Here is a 15,088-nt window from a genome sequence, read left to right on the forward strand (position 1 = left end):
GGAGGTGAATTCTCCTCCCCGGGGGAGACGACCCAGCACCCGTCATGGTGTCGCGAGCCATACCAGGGCGCCGCTGACGTCGGTGACGCTTGGAACGTCGGGTTTTGGCGGCCGAGCCACCATGATCACCCGCACCCCGAGATCCCGCGCGGCGGCGATCTTGCCGTAGGTCGCAGGGCCGCCGGAGTTCTTGCTCACCAGAACCTCGATGCTCTGGTCGCGCAGGAAGGCCGCCTCGTCGGCCTCCGCGAAGGGCCCGCGCGCGGCGATCGTCGTGAGGTGCGGGACGTCCAGGCTGACGGATTCGACGGCACGCACCACGTAGGTGTGACGCGGCGCGCCCGCGAATGCGCCGATCTCCTGTCGTCCCACCGTGAGGAAGACACGGCGCGGCACCGGCCCGAGGGCCGTCGCGGCGGCCTCCATCGTGGCGACCTCTTCCCAGCGATCCCCCGGCACCGGATCCCAGGCCGGACGGCGGATGGCCAGAAGCGGGGTACCGGTGCGGGCACAGGCTTCGGCCGCGTTGGCGCCCATGCGGGCGGCGAACGGATGGGTCGCGTCGATCACGTGGGTGATGCGGTTGGCCGCAATCCAGGCCGCGAGTCCCTCCGCCCCGCCGAAGCCGCCGACCCGCATCGGCACCGGCTCGGCTTTCGGCGCGGAGGTGCGGCCGGCGAGCGACAGGGTGGCCTCGACGCCCGGCGGCAGAATCCGTACCAGGGCGCTGGCTTCGCCGGTACCGCCGAGAATGAGGAGACGCTTGAGCATGGGACGCCTTCTCCATGAGCGCTGAGCCCGTGTCGAGCCGGCCGTGGCTCACCCTGGTGGGCATCGGCGAGGACGGCCGCGACGGCCTGAGCCCCGCCGCCGCCGCCGCCCTCGACGGAGCCGAATGCGTCTATGGCGGACGCCGGCACTTCGATCTCGCCGGGCCGCTCGCCGCAGAGGCGCGGATCTGGCCGAGTCCCATCACGGATGCCTATCCGGGTATCCTGGCGCGGCGCGGCCGACCGACCTGCATCCTCGCCACGGGCGACCCGTTCCATTACGGCATCGGCGCGGAGATCGCCCGCTTGGTACCGGCGGACGAGATGCGGGTGTTCCCCCAGCCTTCCGCGTTCAGCCTCGCCTGCGCCCGCTTGGGTTGGGCGGTGGCCGAGACCGGCTGCCTCACCCTGCACGGGCGGGCACTGCCCAATCTTTTGCCCCACCTCCAGCCCGGCACCCACCTTCTCGTTCTGAGCTGGGACGGCTCGACCCCGGCCGCGGTGGCGGCCCTGTTGACGGAGCGGGGGTTCGGCGCCTCGACCCTCACGGTGCTCGAAGCCATGGGCGGCCCGCGCGAGCGCCGCCGCAGCGCACCGGCCGAAGCCTTCGCCCTCCACGACATCGATCCCCTCAACACCCTGGCGATCGCGGTGGCGGCGGGTCCCGACGCCCGGGTGGTGCCCCTGGCGCCCGGCCTCGACGACGCGTGGTTCGAGAATGACGGACAGCTCACCAAGTCCGACATCCGCGCCGTGACCCTGGCGGCCCTGCGGCCCCGCGCGGGCCAGTGCCTGTGGGACATCGGCGCGGGGGCGGGCTCCATCTCCATCGAGTGGATGCTGCGCCGGCCGGGCCTGCGGGCCGTCGCCGTCGAGGCGAATCCGGCCCGCGCCGCCCGCATCCGGCGCAACGCCGATCACCTCGGCGTCCCGGGCCTCGTGGTGGTGGAAGGCGCGGCACCCACCGCCCTCGTGGGGCTGGGGCGCCCCGACGCGGTCTTCATCGGCGGCGGCGTCACGGCCGCGGGCCTCCTCGACCGGGTGATGGACGCCCTCGCCCCTGGCGGACGCCTCGTCTCCAACGTCGTCACCCTGGAGGGCGAGGCGGTCCTGCTCGCCGCCTTCGCGCGGCAGGGCGGCAGCCTCAAACGTCTCGTCGTGGCCAAGGCCGACCCGGTGGGCCACCTCCACGGCTGGCGCCACGCGATGCCGGTGACGCAATGGGCGTGGACGAAGCCGTGACCGACCGGCTGGTCGCGGGCCTCGGCTTTCGCCATGCGACGTCCGCGGACGAGATCCTCGCCCTTCTCCGGCGGGCTCTGGCGAACCAGAGCGCCCCCCTCGGGTGCCTCGCCACCCCGGCCGACCGGGCGGATGCACCCGCCATCCGGGCCGTCGCCGGAACCCTCGGGGTTCCCCTGGTCGCCGTCGCGGCGGACGCCATGATCGCCGTGGACGCCCGGGTCCTCACCCGGTCCGCCCGCATCGCGGCGACGCGCGGGGTCGGCTCCGTGGCGGAAGCCGCCGCCCTTGCGGTGGCGGGCGCCGCCGCGACCCTCATCCTGCCCCGCATCGCGAGTGCCGGGGCGACATGCGCCCTTGCGCTGGCCCGCGAATCCGTCACTCAGGCACCATGACCGTCCATTTCATCGGCGCCGGCCCGGGCGCCGCCGACCTCATCACCGTGCGCGGCCGCGATCTCATCGCCCGCTGCCCGGTCTGCCTCCATGCCGGCTCCCTGGTGGCACCCGAGATCCTGGGCTGGTGCCCGCCGGGCGCGCGCATCGTCGACACGGCGCCCCTCGACCTCGACGCCATCGTGGCCGAATGCGCCGCCGCCCACGCGGCCGGGCACGATGTCGCCCGCCTGCATTCGGGCGATCTCTCGATCTGGAGCGCGCTGGCCGAGCAGACCCGGCGCCTGACCCAGGCCGGCATTCCCTACACGGTGACGCCGGGGGTGCCGTCCTTCGCCGCCGCCGCGGCCCTGCTCGGGCGCGAACTCACCGTGCCGGGGCTGGCCCAATCCGTCGTCCTGACCCGCACGTCGGGCCGGGCCAGCGCCATGCCGGAGCGCGAGACCCTCGCGGCCTTCGCGGCGACGGGCGCGACCCTGGCCCTCCACCTCTCGATCCACGTCATCGATCGGGTGGTCGCCGAACTGACGCCGTTCTACGGGCCGGATTGTCCAACCGCGGTGGTGTTCCGCGCCACCTGGCCCGACGAGCGGGTCCTCACCGGAACCCTGGCGACCATCGCGGCCGCCGTCACGCAAGCAGGCCTCGAGCGCACGGCACTCATCCTCGTCGGCCCGGCCCTCGACCCGGCCGAGTTCCGCGAGAGCGCCCTCTATTCGACGGCGTACGACCGGCGCTTCCGGCCGCAGGCGGGAACGCGAGCGGCCGGCACGGCGGCGGGAGAACGCGCATGAACGTGCCCGGCCTCCTCGTCGCCGCGCCCCGGTCGAGCTCCGGCAAGACCACCGTGACCCTCGCGCTGATGCGGGCGCTCAGCCGGCGCGGACTCGCCGTGCGCGGCGCGAAATGCGGGCCGGACTACATCGACCCGGCGTTCCACGCCGCCGCCACGGGCTTTCCGAGCTTCAACCTCGACAGCTTCGCCATGCCCGAGCCCATGCTCGACGCCGTGGCGGGGCTCGCCGGCACGGATGCCGACCTCGTGGTGGCCGAGGGGTCCATGGGGCTGTTCGACGGGATCGTCGCCGGCGCAGGCCGTACGGGGGCCAACGCCGACATCGCCGCCCGCTACGGCTGGCCCGTGCTCCTCGTCCTCGACGTGTCGGGGGCCGCGCAATCGGCGGCGGCCGTGGCGTTGGGCTGCTCGCTGTACGATCCGCGCATCCGCATCGCGGGGGTGATCCTCAACAAGGTCGCGAGCCCCCGTCACCGTCGCCTCGTCGAGGCGGGGCTGGCGCGGGTCGGCCTGCCGGTCCTCGGCGCCCTCATGCGCGACGCGACCCTGACCCTGCCCGAGCGCCATCTCGGCCTCGTCCAGGCCCGCGAGACCAACGACCTCGATGCTCGCCTCGACCGGCTGGCGGACCTGGCGGAAGCCGGCCTCGATCTCGATGCGATCCTGGCCGCCGCCGGCGGTGCCGCGCCGCCGCCTCGCGCGGGCGCACTGCCGAACCCGCCGGGCCAGCGCATCGCCGTGGCCTCGGACGCGGCGTTCTCGTTCCTGTATCCGCACATGGCGGCGGGCTGGCGGGCGCAGGGGGCCGAACTCGTCCCGTTCTCGCCGCTCGCCGACGAGGCGCCACCGGCCTCCTGCGATGCGGCCTGGCTTCCGGGCGGCTATCCAGAGCTTCACGCCGGCCAGCTCGCGAGCGCGTTAACCTTCCTCGGCGGTCTGCGCGACTTCGCTGTGCAAAAGCCGATCCACGGCGAGTGCGGCGGCTACATGGTGTTGGGGGAGAGCCTGGAGGATGCCGACGGGGTCACCCACCCCATGGCCGGCCTGCTCCCGGTCGCGACGTCCTACCGGACGCGCAAGTTGCACCTCGGCTACCGCGTCGCGACCCTCATCGCCGACGGTCCCCTCGGGGCCGCGGGCACGCGCCTCGTCGGCCACGAATTCCATTATGCGAGCGAGCGCACGCCCGCCCCCGAGGCGGAAGCGGCCCTGGCCAGCGTCACCGATGCGGAAGGTGTGGCCCTCGGCCTCGCCGGGCATCGACACGGGCGCGTGACGGGCAGCTTCTTCCACCTGATCGGATAGCCCGCCGAAACCGGGCCGTCCGATCCAGGGCTCAAGCCTGTTCGACGACGGCGTCCGGCTCCGGAGCCTGCTTGCCCATCTTCGAGATCGTCCGAACGATGGAGAGAGCATCCTTGCGGAGTTGGTCGTTCTCGATCAGCGCGTAGGCACGCAGCAGTTCGATGGCGCCCTGGGCACTCAGGAAGCCGAAGACGTCCGACTGGGTGCCGCCGGCATCGTCATCCTCGAAGAACGCCGAGACCGGGACTTCGAGGAGTCGGGCGATCTCGCGCAGGCGCCCGGCACCGACGCGGTTCTGGCCCTTCTCGTACTTCTGAACTTGCTGGAACGTCACGCCGACGGCGGTGCCGAGCGCGGTTTGACTCAAGCCGCGCGCCTTGCGGAGGGCGGTGATCCGCAACCCGACGAGGCGATCAACATCGGTGGTCTGCTTGGGCATCATATCTCGATTCAGTCCTTAGGTTAGATGGACGCTGCCGCCTGGACCAACGACGGAAACTGATCGAAAGGAAGAGTGACGCACTGTGTCGTACGACCCTCGATTGAGTTCGAGCGTCCGATCCATGATAACGTGCGCTTTAGTGGATCGACGGAGAAGCTCAGCGCACCGTCCCCGCTTCGCGCTTACAGTCATTTTACTCGATTTTGGCCGAAACCCCATCGCGGCGGTAGCTTGACCACAAAGCCGGCCCGAAAGGCAAGCGTTCCCTTGGGACGAAGGGCGCCTTCATGGCCGGCTCGGCAAGATGATGGACGTCATGGCGTGGTACTTCCGGTTGTCGCATCGGCCGGGCTAGGATGTCGGTCAACCCGAACCTCATCGGGAAACGCGGAACCTTATCATGTATATCGCTATGAATCGCTTCAAAGTCGTCAAGGACTCCACCGATGATTTCGAGCAGGTTTGGCTCGGGCGGGACAGCCAATTGGGCGAGATGCCGGGCTTCGTGGAATTCCATCTGCTCCGCGGTCCCGAGCACGAGGACCACGTGCTGTACGCATCACACACGGTCTGGGCCTCGAAATCCGATTTCGAATCGTGGACGCGCTCGGAGCAGTTCCGCAAAGCGCATGGCCGGGTGCCCACGACGAAGCCGCTCTACCTCGGTCATCCGCAATTCGAAGGCTTCGAGACGATCCAGACCTTGGGCGGCGCGTCGAACACCCCGGCCTGACATCCCCCCGAGGGTTCTTCGACGGGACCGGCGCCGGAGTGCCGGTCCCGTTCGGACAGGATACGGCTCACCGGGCCAGCCGCGGCAGGAAGACCGCCACGAGGCCGATGAGCGGCAAGTAGGCGCAGAGCGCATAGACCGCGGTGATGCCGGCGTGATCGGCGACCTCGCCCAGAACCGCGGCGCCGAGCCCGCCCATGCCGAATGCGAAGCCGAAGAACAATCCACCGACCAGACCGATCCGGCCGGGCAGGAGCTCCTGCGCGTAGACGAGGATCGCCGGCATCGCCGAGGCCAGGATCATCCCGATGGGCACCGTCAGCACCACCGTCCAGACGAGATCGGCGTGCGGCAGGGCCAGGGTGAAGGGCAGGACACCCAGGATCGACCCCCAGATCACGGGCTTGCGTCCGAAGCGGTCGCCGATGGGACCGCCCAGGATGGTGCCCGCCGCCACCGCGCCGAGGAACACGAACAGGTAGATCTGCGACTGGGCCACCGACACGCCGAAGCGCTGGATCAGGTAGAAAGTGTAGTAGGACGAGAAGCTCGCCAGATAAAAATATTTCGAGAAAATCAGCGTCAACAGGATTGCGATGGTGAGACCGACCCGCCGGCGCGACAGGACCGTTGCAGCGGAGACACCGGCGCGGGTGGCGGGACGCGGGACTGCGCGAAGCCGTCCGGCGTACCATTGTCCCACGAGGGCGAGCACGCAGATCCCCGCGAGCGCGACGAGGGAGAACCAGGCGACGCTCCCCTGCCCGTGCGGCACCACCACGAAGGCCGCCAGCAGGGGTCCGAGTGCCGTGCCGGCATTGCCGCCGACCTGGAACACCGACTGGGCGAGGCCGTAGCGTCCGCCCGAAGCAAGGCGGGCGACGCGGGTCGCCTCGGGATGGAACACCGCCGAACCGAAGCCCACGAGGCCGGCCGCCAGAAGAAGCAGTCCGTACGCCCACGCCACCGACAGCAGGAGGAGGCCGACGAGGGACGAACCCATGCCGAACGCCAGGGAAAACGGCAGCGGCCGGCGGTCCGTGTAGATGCCGACCACCGGTTGCAGCACCGATGCGGTCACCTGGAACACGAAGGTGATAAGGCCGATCTGTCCGAAATCGAGCCGGAACTGGGTCTTCAGGAGCGGATAGATCGCCGGCAGGAGGGATTGCACGAGATCGTTGAGGAGGTGCGACAGGCTGAGCGCCCCGAGAACCGCGAAGGCCGGACCGGGCACGCCCACGCCCGCGGCACGGTCCCGCACGGCCGGCGCCTGCGGCGGGTCGCCGATGGCTGGTTCGATGGCTCCTGTCATGGGCGATTCCCGACGCATTCCTGGCCGCGGCATACGGGCGGCCGCCGCCCCGATGAGCGCCATCGGTGTCGCGATCATGACCGTGCCGGAAGCCGCCGATGCGAAGGGCCGGGCGAGGCTCGGAGAACGCCGTGCCGTCGCGCCCATCACCCGTTTCGTCTCGGTAAAGCCGACCCCGAAATGAACCGAACCGACGACGATGGTCCATGCTCAGCCCGCGAACACGCCTCTAGAGTCCCGAACTGTGGAAGACCAGGGCCGGCGGCAATCACGCCGAGACTTGTCCGTGGATAAGTTTTCGTTCGATTGCGGGACAAAGGCAGGATGGTTAATCACGAGCAGGCGGCCGCATCATGTCTCTTGCGGCGGGCGGGAAGGTCCGGAGATTGCGCAGCGATCCCACGAAACCTCGATCGCTCCGGTCACCGGCGCGATTTGGGACACTTTCCGCCTCACGACGGGACATGGCACTCCAGATGTTTCAGGAACCGATCCAGAAGATCTACCAGACCGCGCCGCAGGCGGTGCCGATGACGACCGATGCGCGTCGCGATGTCTGGGCGGCACTTCTGCCCCGGCGCAGGCGTGCCGCCTTCCGCCTCGGCATCTCCACGGCCGTGGCGATAGCCGACCTTCTGACCATCGTCGGCACCGCCTACGCGGTGGATGTCGCGTACTCGTTCGGGGTGCTGGGCGAGTTCCCGCCGAGCGGCGTGAGCGGCGGGTCGCAGATCGCCGGCCTCGTGGCGATGATCGTGCTCCTCACCAACCTGACGCGGGAGGAGTACAGCATCGAAACCGCCCTCTCCCACGGTCCGCACCTGCGACGCGCGGCGACCCTGTGGGTTTCGGCCTGGGCCGTGGTGCTGATCCTCGGCTTCGTGACGAAGACCACGAACGACTTCTCGCGCATCGTCTCCCTGGGCTTCTTCCTCGCCGGACTTCCGACGATGCTCGCCGTGCGCTTCGGCATGACCGCCCTGGTGCGCCGGGCGATCACCCCGGGCTCGGCTTCCGTCAACCGCATCCATCTCGTCGGGTTCGAGGAGGACATCGCCCGGTTCTATGCCCACAACGATACGGACGCATTGGGTCTTCGGGTCATCGGAACGAGCTACCTGCGGCGGATCGAGGCCGGGGACGACGCCCTCGCCCGTGAGACGCGGATCGCCGAGGACCTCGACCTCGCCGTCTCCGTGGTGCGCTTCCTGCGCCCGGACGACGTGTTCATCCTGGTCCCGTGGTCCGACGCCAGCGACATCGAGCGCTGCATCGACGCGTTCCTGCGCGTTCCCGCGGCCCTTCACCTGCGCCCGGGCTCGGTGATGGACCGCTTCCCCGATCTGAAGCCCGGCCGCGTCGGGCGCCTTTCGGGGCTGAGCATCGGGCGACGCCCCCTCCAGGCCGGCGAAATCCTGCTGAAGCGGACCGTCGACCTCACCCTGGCGACAACCGCCCTGGTGATGCTGGCTCCGCTGTTCGCCGCCGTGGCGGTCCTGATCAAGCTCGACAGCCCGGGGCCGGTGTTCTTCCGCCAGCGGCGCTACGGCTTCAACCAGCAGCCGTTCGGCGTCTACAAGTTCCGCAGCATGAAGACGGAGGGCGATTCGGTCTTCCGTCAGGCCTCGCGCAACGACGCGCGCATCACCCGCATCGGTGCGGTGCTGCGCCGCTCCAACATCGACGAGCTGCCCCAGCTCATCAACGTCCTGCGCGGCGAGATGGCGTTGGTCGGTCCCCGCCCCCATGCGCTCGCCCACGACCGCAGCTTCGAGCGCCGGATCGCCCATTACGCTCGCCGTCACAACGTGATGCCGGGCATCACCGGCTGGGCACAGGTGAACGGCCTGCGGGGCGAGACCCTGACCGACCTCGACATGGAGCGACGCGTCGCTCACGACCTGTACTACATCGACAATTGGTCGATCTGGCTCGATCTCAGGATCATGGTCCAGACGGTGGTCTCGCCGCGCGCCTACAACAACGCGTTCTGAAGACAGGAGCGTCCGGTGCCGGCCTCGATCAGCCCGCGGCGGGCTTGCCGAGGCAGGCGCCGCACTCGCCCTCGACCTCGAGGATGCGGCTCGAAGGCTTGAATCCCACCTTGGCCAAGGTGCGGCCGAGCTGATCCTCGATCTCGGGCGAGGTGGTCTCGTCGATGGAGCCGCAGTTTCGGCAGATCAGGAAGACCAAGCCGGCGCCATCCGTGTGCGTATGCCCGCACGAAACGAAGGCGTTGCGGCTGGCGATGCGGTGGACGAGGCCGTTCTCCGTGAGAAAATCGAGGGCCCGGTAGACAGACACGGCCGCCACGCGCTTGCCCGATCCGCTCAGGCGCTCGGCGATGTCGTAGGCGCCGAGCGGACGCGCCTGCGACGCCACCACAGCGAGGACGTCCCGGCGCAGGCGGGTGAACTGGAGGTCGCGCGCCCGGCACATGGCCTCTGCCCGCGCCAGGGCTTCGCCGGGGCCGTTATGGCCGCAACAGCCTGCCTCGGTGTGCGTGCCCGCGTGATCCTGCATGGGCTCCCGATCCCCGTGAGAGTGCCTCACGATACTCCCGATTCCCGCCGGTTCTCGCCCTAGGCCTGGCGGTGCAGCGGGAGTTCTGTGAGAGACACTGAGGCGAGCCGGCGGCTCCGGCCCGTTGAACTCGTAGGATGTTACAGTGTATCAGCGCGCAACGTAAGCCGACGCGCCCGTCCGGTCCGATTGACCCTTCCCGTGACCCGCTCCAATCCCCTGCCCCGCCGCTCGCTGTTCCAGGCGGGGGCGCATCTCCGCTTCGCTCTGGCCGCGGTGCTGGCCGCCCTGCTCTGGGGCGCCGTGCTGTGGGTGTTGGCGTGAGCCCGCCGACGGGCGCCATCGCGCTCCACGGCCTGACCCTCGGCTACGATCGCCACCCGGCCGTGCACCACCTCGACGGCACGATCCAGCCCGGCGCGCTGCTCGCCCTCGTGGGTCCCAACGGGGCCGGCAAATCGACGCTTCTGAAGGGCATCGTCGGCGAAGTCCCGTGCCTCGACGGCCGGATCGACCGCTCGGGTCGCGCCGATGCCATCGCCTACCTGCCGCAATCGGCGGAGATCGACCGGGGCTTCCCCTTGCGCGTCCTCGACCTCGTGGCCATGGGATTGTGGCACCGGATCGGGCCATGGCGCCGGGCTGCGCCCTACCGCGACACCCTGGTGGAGGCGCTGTCCGCCGTCGGCCTCGTCGGCTTCGAGGATCGGCCGATCGGCACCTTGTCGGGCGGCCAGTTCCAGCGCGCCCTGTTCGCCCGCCTCATCGTCCAGGATGCCCGCATCATTCTCCTCGACGAACCGTTCACCGGCGTCGACGGACGCACGAGCGCGGATCTCCTGCGCCTCATCGGCGCTTGGCACCGCCAGGGCCGGACCGTCGTCGCCGCCCTGCACGACCTCACCCAGGTTCGTAGCCACTTCCCCCAGACCCTGCTGCTGGCCCGCGAACCGGTGGCATGGGGCCCGACGGACGCGGTGCTGACCGCGGACAATCTCGCCCGCGCCCAAGCCCTGTCGGAGGCGTGGGACGAGGATGCGGCGATCTGCGGCCGGTCGGCCGGCGGGGTCGCCGACGCCCATCCGCATGCCCACCCCCACACGCATGCCCATCCGCACAGCCACGGACAGGCTCGGGACCACGCCCACCGGGACGCTCCGTGATCGACACCCTGATCGATGGCCTCTTCGGCCCGTTCGTCGAATTCGGCTTCATGCGACGCGCCCTCGTGGGGTGCCTCGCCCTGTCCCTTTCGGCTCCGCCCGTGGGCGTGTTCCTGATGCTGCGGCGCATGAGTTTAATGAGCGACGCCATGAGTCACGCCGTCCTGCCGGGGGCGGCCGTCGGCTTCCTCGTGGCGGGCCTGTCCCTGCCGGCGATGACCCTCGGGGGGCTCGCGGCCGGTCTCGCTGTGGCCCTGCTGGCGGGGGCCGTCACACGCTCCACCATCATCAAGGAGGATGCGAGCCTGGCGGCCTTCTACCTCATCTCCCTCGCCGCCGGCGTGGTGCTGATCTCGCTCCGCGGTTCGCAGATCGACCTGCTGCACATCCTGTTCGGGACGGTGCTGGCCCTCGACGACCCGGCGCTCCTGCTGCTCGGCGGCATCGCGACCATCACCCTGTTCGGCCTCGCGGCGCTCTACCGCCCGCTGGTCATGGAATGCGTCGACCCCCTGTTCCTGCGTACTGTGAGCCGCGCCGGCGGGCCGGTGCACTACGCCTTCCTCGGGCTGGTGGTGCTCAATCTCGTGGGTGGTTTCCAGGCGCTCGGGACGCTTCTGGCCGTGGGCCTGATGCTTCTGCCGGCGATCACCGCCCGCTTCTGGGCGACGGACCTCAGCGGGATGATCCCCGTCTCGGTGGTGTGCGCGATGATGGCGAGCGTCGCCGGCTTGACGCTCTCGTACCGGGCCGACCTTCCGACCGGCCCCGCGATCGTGCTGGCCGCCGGCGCCCTCTACGTGGTCTCGCTGCTGATCGGTCCCCGCGGCGGCCTGGTGCGCCGCCTCATCCGGCCGCGCCACCTCGAAGGGTAAGCGGCGCGGAACGAAACCCCACGCATCCGGCCCACACACCCGTCGCCTCGGCCGGCGGCTGGACGTCCCTACAGGTTGAACAGGCTCATGATGCCCGACACGAGGGCATAGACGAAGCCCGCATTCAGCAGAACGCCGAGTGCCCCGACGCCAAGGCCGAACATCACGACGACGCCGTCGCGCTCGACCAAGCCGAGACCGACGAGGCAGATCGCGAGCCCGAGGGGAATCTGCCCGACGATGGGGGCGGCGACGATGAGCGCCAAGGACAGGGTGAGCAGGATCAGGCCGACGCCGCGCAGGCCGAGGCCCGTCTCGAACAAGCTCATGCGCGGGCGCGACCACTTCTCGAGGCGCCTGAGCAGGGGGACGGCCCGGCTTGCGGCCCGCTCGACATCCTTGCGGGCGACGGAGCGCCGCAGGAGGACACGCGGAAGCCACGGGGAGGCCATGCCGGCCGTGATCTGGACCGCCACGAGCAGAAGCAGCAATCCGCACACCAAGGGAATCGGCGGCGGCATCGGCAGGCAGTTCGGCAAGCCGAGGATGACGATCAGCAGGGCGAAGGCACGGTCCTGCAACACCGCGACGATATCGCCGACGGTCAGCCGTTCGCTCTCCTGCTCGGCGAGGACGGTCAGCACTTCGGAAGTTCGGGCACCTGGTGACAAGAAAGCTCGGCCATTGGCGACGGTCCTGTCGCGGGCTGTAACCTAGTCGGACTCCGGCGCCAAGCGCACGGGTGGGGCCGGCACGGGTGCCGATGTGCCGGGACGCACCCGCGAAACTCAGCGACTAGAGGTTGCACATTTCCTATAATTATAATCTCAAGTAATCATGCGTGCCGTTTCTTCGGCGAGCGAGATATCAAACCGTACAACCACCTGAGATCACGACTTCGATTCATACAATTCAGGATTTCATGCTAGTCTCGTTACATCCTTTGGGAATCGCTGGATGTGACGAACGACGGACCATTGCGAAGACGATCGCGCATGCGCGCCGTTCGGGTGGCGGTGGTCGGCCTCGTGCCGACGGTCCTCGCCTCCGGAATCGTGCAGGCTCAGGACGATCCGGTCTCGCTGCTCCTGTTCGGAAGCCTCGAGACGGGTCCGTCGACCTTCGTCAGCGCCGGTGCCAAAGTCGCCCTCGACCGGATCGACCGGGAGGGGTTCGTCGCCCTCGCGAGCCTCGGGGCCGGCATGCGACGGGAAGGAACGGGCCGGCGGGAGACGGCCACGGCGGCGGCGGTGGTCGGCTACCAGTGGTTCTACGATTGGGGCGTCCTTGCCGCCTATGCAGGGGCCGAAGGCTCCATCGAAGCCGTGACGAGAGGGGGCGTGTCCCGCTTGGAACCGGCCCGCGTCGGCGCCCGGCTCCACGGCGAGGTCTGGGCCCGGCCAGCCGAAGCGACGCTCCTCACCATCACGGCGATCCTCGATACGTCGCGGACCGCCGCGTGGGGACGCGTGTCCTGGGGATGGCAGGTGGAACCGTGGCGCGGCTGGAATCCCTATCTGGGGCCCGAACTCGCCCTCTACGCCGACCACACCGGCTACCGGAAATGGAACCTCGGCGTACACGCGACGGATTTCACCGTCGGCCGCTTCAGCCTGCGCACCTCGGCGGGCCTGCAGTTCGAACCGCGGGACTCGGCCAGCCCCTATGTGAGCCTCACCGTCTGGACGCCGTGGTGAGGCCCGCACCGGCTCACCCCTTGGTGCGAAGGGCCGAGCGGCCACCATCGACGCCGACCACCTGACCGGTGATCCAGGCGGCCTCCTCCGAGACGAGGAAGCTCGCGAGGCCGGCGATGTCCTCCGGTGTACCGAGGCGTTGCAGGGCGTGCATTGCGGCGATCCCCGACGCCAGGGTGGCGCTATTCGTGATGGATGCCGAGAGCGGCGTACGGGTCAGCGACGGCGCGACGACGTTGACGCGGATCTGCGGGCTGAGTTCCGCGGCGAGCGAGAGGGCCAGGCCTTCTACCGCGCCCTTCGCCATGGCGACGGAGGCATGCGCCGGGAAGCCCTGCGCCACAGCCACCGTGGAGAACAGGACCACCCCGACCCCGGCTTCGCCGGCGGAGGCCTTGAGCACGGGTGCGGCGGACTGGATGGCCAGGAACGCCCCCAGCGCATTGATGCGAAAATCGGCTTCGACATTCTGGATCGTCAGTTTGGCCAAGGGCCGCAGGTTGATGGTCCCGACGGCGTAGACCAATCCGCCGAGTTCCGGTCCGGCCTCCTCCGTGACCGTCTTGAAGAAATCCGGATCGGTGACGTCGCCGGCGGTGAAGGTCGTCTCCCCGAGTTCCGAGGCCGCCGCCTCCAGGCGCCCGGCATCGCGGGCCGCGAGGTGCAGGCGATAGCCGCGTCGGCGTAGGGCCGTCGCCGTCGCCCGGCCGATACCGCCCGTTCCGCCATAGAGGATGACCCGCTTCATGCCCGCTCCCATTCCGTTCGCGATGGATTAGGTAAGGCACGCGGGGGCGACGTGGAGCGTCCCTCACCCGGATCGCCCCATCCGTGGCGTCGCAGCCCCTTCAGCGAGACACGCCCATGAAGTTCGCCTTCGCCGGCATCGATTTCCTCGGGGGCGTGTTCGAGAGCCTCGTGGAGGCGGGCTGGACGCCGATCAAGCTGTTCACCCGCCCCTGCGACGGGATCTACGATCACAACGAGGTGGTGGTCGCCCAGGCGCGGCGGCACCGCGTGCCGATGCAGCTCTCGCGCATCAAGGCCCCCGACATGCAGGCCCTGGCGCAGGCGCATGGGCAGGACTGGGCCCTGGTGGTGGCGGGTTATCCCTGGCTGATCCGGGGCTGGCGCGGACTGGCGGCCTACGGCGTCAACATCCACCCATCGCCCCTGCCCATGGGGCGCGGCCCATATCCGTTGTTCAAGGCGGTGGCCGACGCCCACACCGAATGGGGGGTCACCGCCCACGTGCTCGGCGAGGAGGGCTTCGACACCGGTGACATCATCGCCCAGGAGCGTTTCGCCCTGTCGGACCACGAGACCCACGAGAGCCTGCTCTCCAAGTGTCAGCTCGCCGCGCGCCGCCTCGCCGCCGGTCCCATCGCCCGCGATCTGCCGGCCCGCTGGCGCAGGGCCGAGCCCCAGGGCGAGGGTTCGTACTGGCCGCGCGTCACCGACGCCGACCGGACCCTCGATTTCCGCAGCGACGTGGACGCGATCCTGCGGCGGGTGCGTGCCTTCGGGACCATCGAGACCATCGCGCGGCTCGGTGACGGCCGCATCTACGTGGCGTCTGCGGAAGGCTGGCGCGAAGCCCATCGGCATACCCCCGGCACGGTGGTCCACCGCTACCGCCGCCACGTCGTCATCGCGGCCCGCGACGGCTACATTCAGCTCAACCGGTGGAGCCCGATAGCGGTGACGGAGGTCGATCATCTCGGGCGGTGACCGGACGCCGAAGTCTCAGAGACAGCCATTCGGGGCCGGATACGACCTTCGACCGAGACAACGACCCGGCGACATCGGGGCCCGTTCATGCAGGACCCTTC

Annotated in this window: 18 protein-coding genes; 12 read left to right on the forward strand and 6 right to left on the reverse strand. The window is 69.8% G+C overall.

All coding sequences use genetic code 11. The annotated features are described in order from the left end of the window. Positions 1–42: 42 nt before the first annotated feature. On the reverse strand, positions 43–771 hold the full coding sequence (locus tag ASF27_RS09685; RefSeq protein ID WP_056359570.1) for a cobalt-precorrin-6A reductase: 729 nt from the start codon (positions 769–771) through the stop codon (positions 43–45). 14 nt (positions 772–785) lie between these two features. Between ASF27_RS09685 and ASF27_RS09690 the strand changes: the two genes are divergently transcribed. The 4 genes from ASF27_RS09690 to ASF27_RS09705 are packed head-to-tail and all read left to right on the forward strand — an operon-like array spanning position 786 to position 4,508. Then, the gene (locus ASF27_RS09690; RefSeq protein ID WP_056359573.1) at positions 786–2,012 is read left to right on the forward strand and encodes a bifunctional cobalt-precorrin-7 (C(5))-methyltransferase/cobalt-precorrin-6B (C(15))-methyltransferase; all 1,227 of its coding nucleotides are present in this window, start codon (positions 786–788) and stop codon (positions 2,010–2,012) included. Next, positions 1,991–2,407: a cobalamin biosynthesis protein gene (locus ASF27_RS09695; RefSeq protein ID WP_056260743.1), complete on the forward strand. Its 417-nt coding sequence runs from the start codon at positions 1,991–1,993 to the stop codon at positions 2,405–2,407. The genes ASF27_RS09690 and ASF27_RS09695 overlap by 22 nt, the downstream gene beginning before the upstream one ends. Beyond that, entirely contained in the window at positions 2,404–3,201 is a 798-nt protein-coding gene (gene cobM, locus ASF27_RS09700) for a precorrin-4 C(11)-methyltransferase (protein WP_056359577.1), read from the forward strand. Before ASF27_RS09695 ends, cobM begins: the two co-directional genes overlap by 4 nt. Continuing rightward, complete coding sequence (locus tag ASF27_RS09705; RefSeq protein WP_056359579.1) at positions 3,198–4,508, forward strand: cobyrinate a,c-diamide synthase; 1,311 nt, start codon at positions 3,198–3,200, stop codon at positions 4,506–4,508. Before cobM ends, ASF27_RS09705 begins: the two co-directional genes overlap by 4 nt. 31 nt (positions 4,509–4,539) lie before the next feature. Here ASF27_RS09705 and ASF27_RS09710 read toward each other — a convergent pair whose 3' ends face one another. Further along, positions 4,540–4,950 (reverse strand): helix-turn-helix transcriptional regulator, encoded by a 411-nt coding sequence (locus ASF27_RS09710; protein ID WP_056170320.1) that lies wholly within the window; start codon positions 4,948–4,950, stop codon positions 4,540–4,542. A gap of 400 nt (positions 4,951–5,350) precedes the next feature. Here ASF27_RS09710 and ASF27_RS09715 point away from each other — a divergent pair, with 400 nt between their 5' ends. Then, complete coding sequence (locus ASF27_RS09715) at positions 5,351–5,683, forward strand: antibiotic biosynthesis monooxygenase (RefSeq protein WP_056170323.1); 333 nt, start codon at positions 5,351–5,353, stop codon at positions 5,681–5,683. 67 nt (positions 5,684–5,750) lie between these two features. Here the strand turns inward: ASF27_RS09715 and ASF27_RS09720 are convergent, their stop codons facing one another. Continuing rightward, complete coding sequence (locus ASF27_RS09720; RefSeq protein ID WP_156467493.1) at positions 5,751–6,998, reverse strand: MFS transporter; 1,248 nt, start codon at positions 6,996–6,998, stop codon at positions 5,751–5,753. On the opposite strand from ASF27_RS09720, the gene ASF27_RS22845 reads away from it, so the two are divergent. Together ASF27_RS22845 and ASF27_RS09725 are read left to right on the forward strand one after the other, a co-directional pair. Beyond that, complete coding sequence (locus ASF27_RS22845; protein ID WP_210166266.1) at positions 6,997–7,182, forward strand: hypothetical protein; 186 nt, start codon at positions 6,997–6,999, stop codon at positions 7,180–7,182. The two genes, ASF27_RS09720 and ASF27_RS22845, sit on opposite strands and share 2 nt — an antisense overlap. 346 nt (positions 7,183–7,528) lie before the next feature. Continuing rightward, complete coding sequence (locus ASF27_RS09725; protein ID WP_056359760.1) at positions 7,529–8,992, forward strand: sugar transferase; 1,464 nt, start codon at positions 7,529–7,531, stop codon at positions 8,990–8,992. Positions 8,993–9,020: 28 nt separating this feature from the next. On the opposite strand, the gene ASF27_RS09730 is transcribed toward ASF27_RS09725, so the two are convergent. Further along, a complete protein-coding gene (locus tag ASF27_RS09730; protein ID WP_056260749.1) occupies positions 9,021–9,521 on the reverse strand; it encodes a Fur family transcriptional regulator in 501 nt (166 codons plus the stop codon). Positions 9,522–9,722: 201 nt separating this feature from the next. Between ASF27_RS09730 and ASF27_RS23400 the strand changes: the two genes are divergently transcribed. Genes ASF27_RS23400 through ASF27_RS09740 form a run of 3 tightly spaced genes read left to right on the forward strand, consistent with a single transcriptional unit; the run spans position 9,723 to position 11,559 of the window. Continuing rightward, complete coding sequence (locus ASF27_RS23400) at positions 9,723–9,845, forward strand: hypothetical protein (RefSeq protein WP_277996071.1); 123 nt, start codon at positions 9,723–9,725, stop codon at positions 9,843–9,845. Next, complete coding sequence (locus tag ASF27_RS09735) at positions 9,842–10,684, forward strand: ABC transporter ATP-binding protein (protein WP_056359582.1); 843 nt, start codon at positions 9,842–9,844, stop codon at positions 10,682–10,684. Before ASF27_RS23400 ends, ASF27_RS09735 begins: the two co-directional genes overlap by 4 nt. A gap of 50 nt (positions 10,685–10,734) precedes the next feature. Then, complete coding sequence (locus tag ASF27_RS09740; RefSeq protein ID WP_082478958.1) at positions 10,735–11,559, forward strand: metal ABC transporter permease; 825 nt, start codon at positions 10,735–10,737, stop codon at positions 11,557–11,559. A gap of 68 nt (positions 11,560–11,627) precedes the next feature. Here ASF27_RS09740 and ASF27_RS09745 read toward each other — a convergent pair whose 3' ends face one another. Further along, positions 11,628–12,230, reverse strand: coding sequence for an exopolysaccharide biosynthesis protein (locus tag ASF27_RS09745; RefSeq protein WP_056170334.1), 603 nt, complete (start codon positions 12,228–12,230; stop codon positions 11,628–11,630). A gap of 324 nt (positions 12,231–12,554) precedes the next feature. On the opposite strand from ASF27_RS09745, the gene bcsS reads away from it, so the two are divergent. Next, a complete protein-coding gene (gene bcsS, locus ASF27_RS09750; protein WP_082478925.1) occupies positions 12,555–13,256 on the forward strand; it encodes a cellulose biosynthesis protein BcsS in 702 nt (233 codons plus the stop codon). 13 nt (positions 13,257–13,269) lie between these two features. Here the strand turns inward: bcsS and ASF27_RS09755 are convergent, their stop codons facing one another. Then, positions 13,270–14,004 (reverse strand): SDR family oxidoreductase, encoded by a 735-nt coding sequence (locus ASF27_RS09755; RefSeq protein WP_056359766.1) that lies wholly within the window; start codon positions 14,002–14,004, stop codon positions 13,270–13,272. A 116-nt stretch (positions 14,005–14,120) separates the two neighbouring features. On the opposite strand from ASF27_RS09755, the gene ASF27_RS09760 reads away from it, so the two are divergent. Next, positions 14,121–14,987 (forward strand): formyltransferase family protein, encoded by an 867-nt coding sequence (locus ASF27_RS09760; protein WP_056359586.1) that lies wholly within the window; start codon positions 14,121–14,123, stop codon positions 14,985–14,987. Positions 14,988–15,088 lie beyond the last annotated feature (101 nt).

The sequence above is a fragment of the Methylobacterium sp. Leaf102 genome, from assembly GCF_001422425.1.
GTDB lineage: Bacteria > Pseudomonadota > Alphaproteobacteria > Rhizobiales > Beijerinckiaceae > Methylobacterium.

Excerpts from the sequence above, each read along its gene's own strand:
- ASF27_RS09685 (WP_056359570.1), bottom strand. The coding sequence starts at position 771 with ATGCTCAAGCGTCTCCTCATTCTCGGCGGTACCGGCGAAGCCAGCGCC.
- ASF27_RS09690 (WP_056359573.1), top strand. The coding sequence starts at position 786 with ATGAGCGCTGAGCCCGTGTCGAGCCGGCCGTGGCTCACCCTGGTGGGC.
- ASF27_RS09695 (WP_056260743.1), top strand. The coding sequence starts at position 1,991 with ATGGGCGTGGACGAAGCCGTGACCGACCGGCTGGTCGCGGGCCTCGGC.
- cobM (WP_056359577.1), top strand. The coding sequence starts at position 2,404 with ATGACCGTCCATTTCATCGGCGCCGGCCCGGGCGCCGCCGACCTCATC.
- ASF27_RS09705 (WP_056359579.1), top strand. The coding sequence starts at position 3,198 with ATGAACGTGCCCGGCCTCCTCGTCGCCGCGCCCCGGTCGAGCTCCGGC.
- ASF27_RS09710 (WP_056170320.1), bottom strand. The coding sequence starts at position 4,950 with ATGATGCCCAAGCAGACCACCGATGTTGATCGCCTCGTCGGGTTGCGG.
- ASF27_RS09715 (WP_056170323.1), top strand. The coding sequence starts at position 5,351 with ATGTATATCGCTATGAATCGCTTCAAAGTCGTCAAGGACTCCACCGAT.
- ASF27_RS22845 (WP_210166266.1), top strand. The coding sequence starts at position 6,997 with ATGGGCGATTCCCGACGCATTCCTGGCCGCGGCATACGGGCGGCCGCC.
- ASF27_RS09720 (WP_156467493.1), bottom strand. The coding sequence starts at position 6,998 with ATGACAGGAGCCATCGAACCAGCCATCGGCGACCCGCCGCAGGCGCCG.
- ASF27_RS09725 (WP_056359760.1), top strand. The coding sequence starts at position 7,529 with ATGACGACCGATGCGCGTCGCGATGTCTGGGCGGCACTTCTGCCCCGG.
- ASF27_RS09730 (WP_056260749.1), bottom strand. The coding sequence starts at position 9,521 with ATGCAGGATCACGCGGGCACGCACACCGAGGCAGGCTGTTGCGGCCAT.
- ASF27_RS09740 (WP_082478958.1), top strand. The coding sequence starts at position 10,735 with ATGCGACGCGCCCTCGTGGGGTGCCTCGCCCTGTCCCTTTCGGCTCCG.
- bcsS (WP_082478925.1), top strand. The coding sequence starts at position 12,555 with ATGCGCGCCGTTCGGGTGGCGGTGGTCGGCCTCGTGCCGACGGTCCTC.
- ASF27_RS09755 (WP_056359766.1), bottom strand. The coding sequence starts at position 14,004 with ATGAAGCGGGTCATCCTCTATGGCGGAACGGGCGGTATCGGCCGGGCG.
- ASF27_RS09760 (WP_056359586.1), top strand. The coding sequence starts at position 14,121 with ATGAAGTTCGCCTTCGCCGGCATCGATTTCCTCGGGGGCGTGTTCGAG.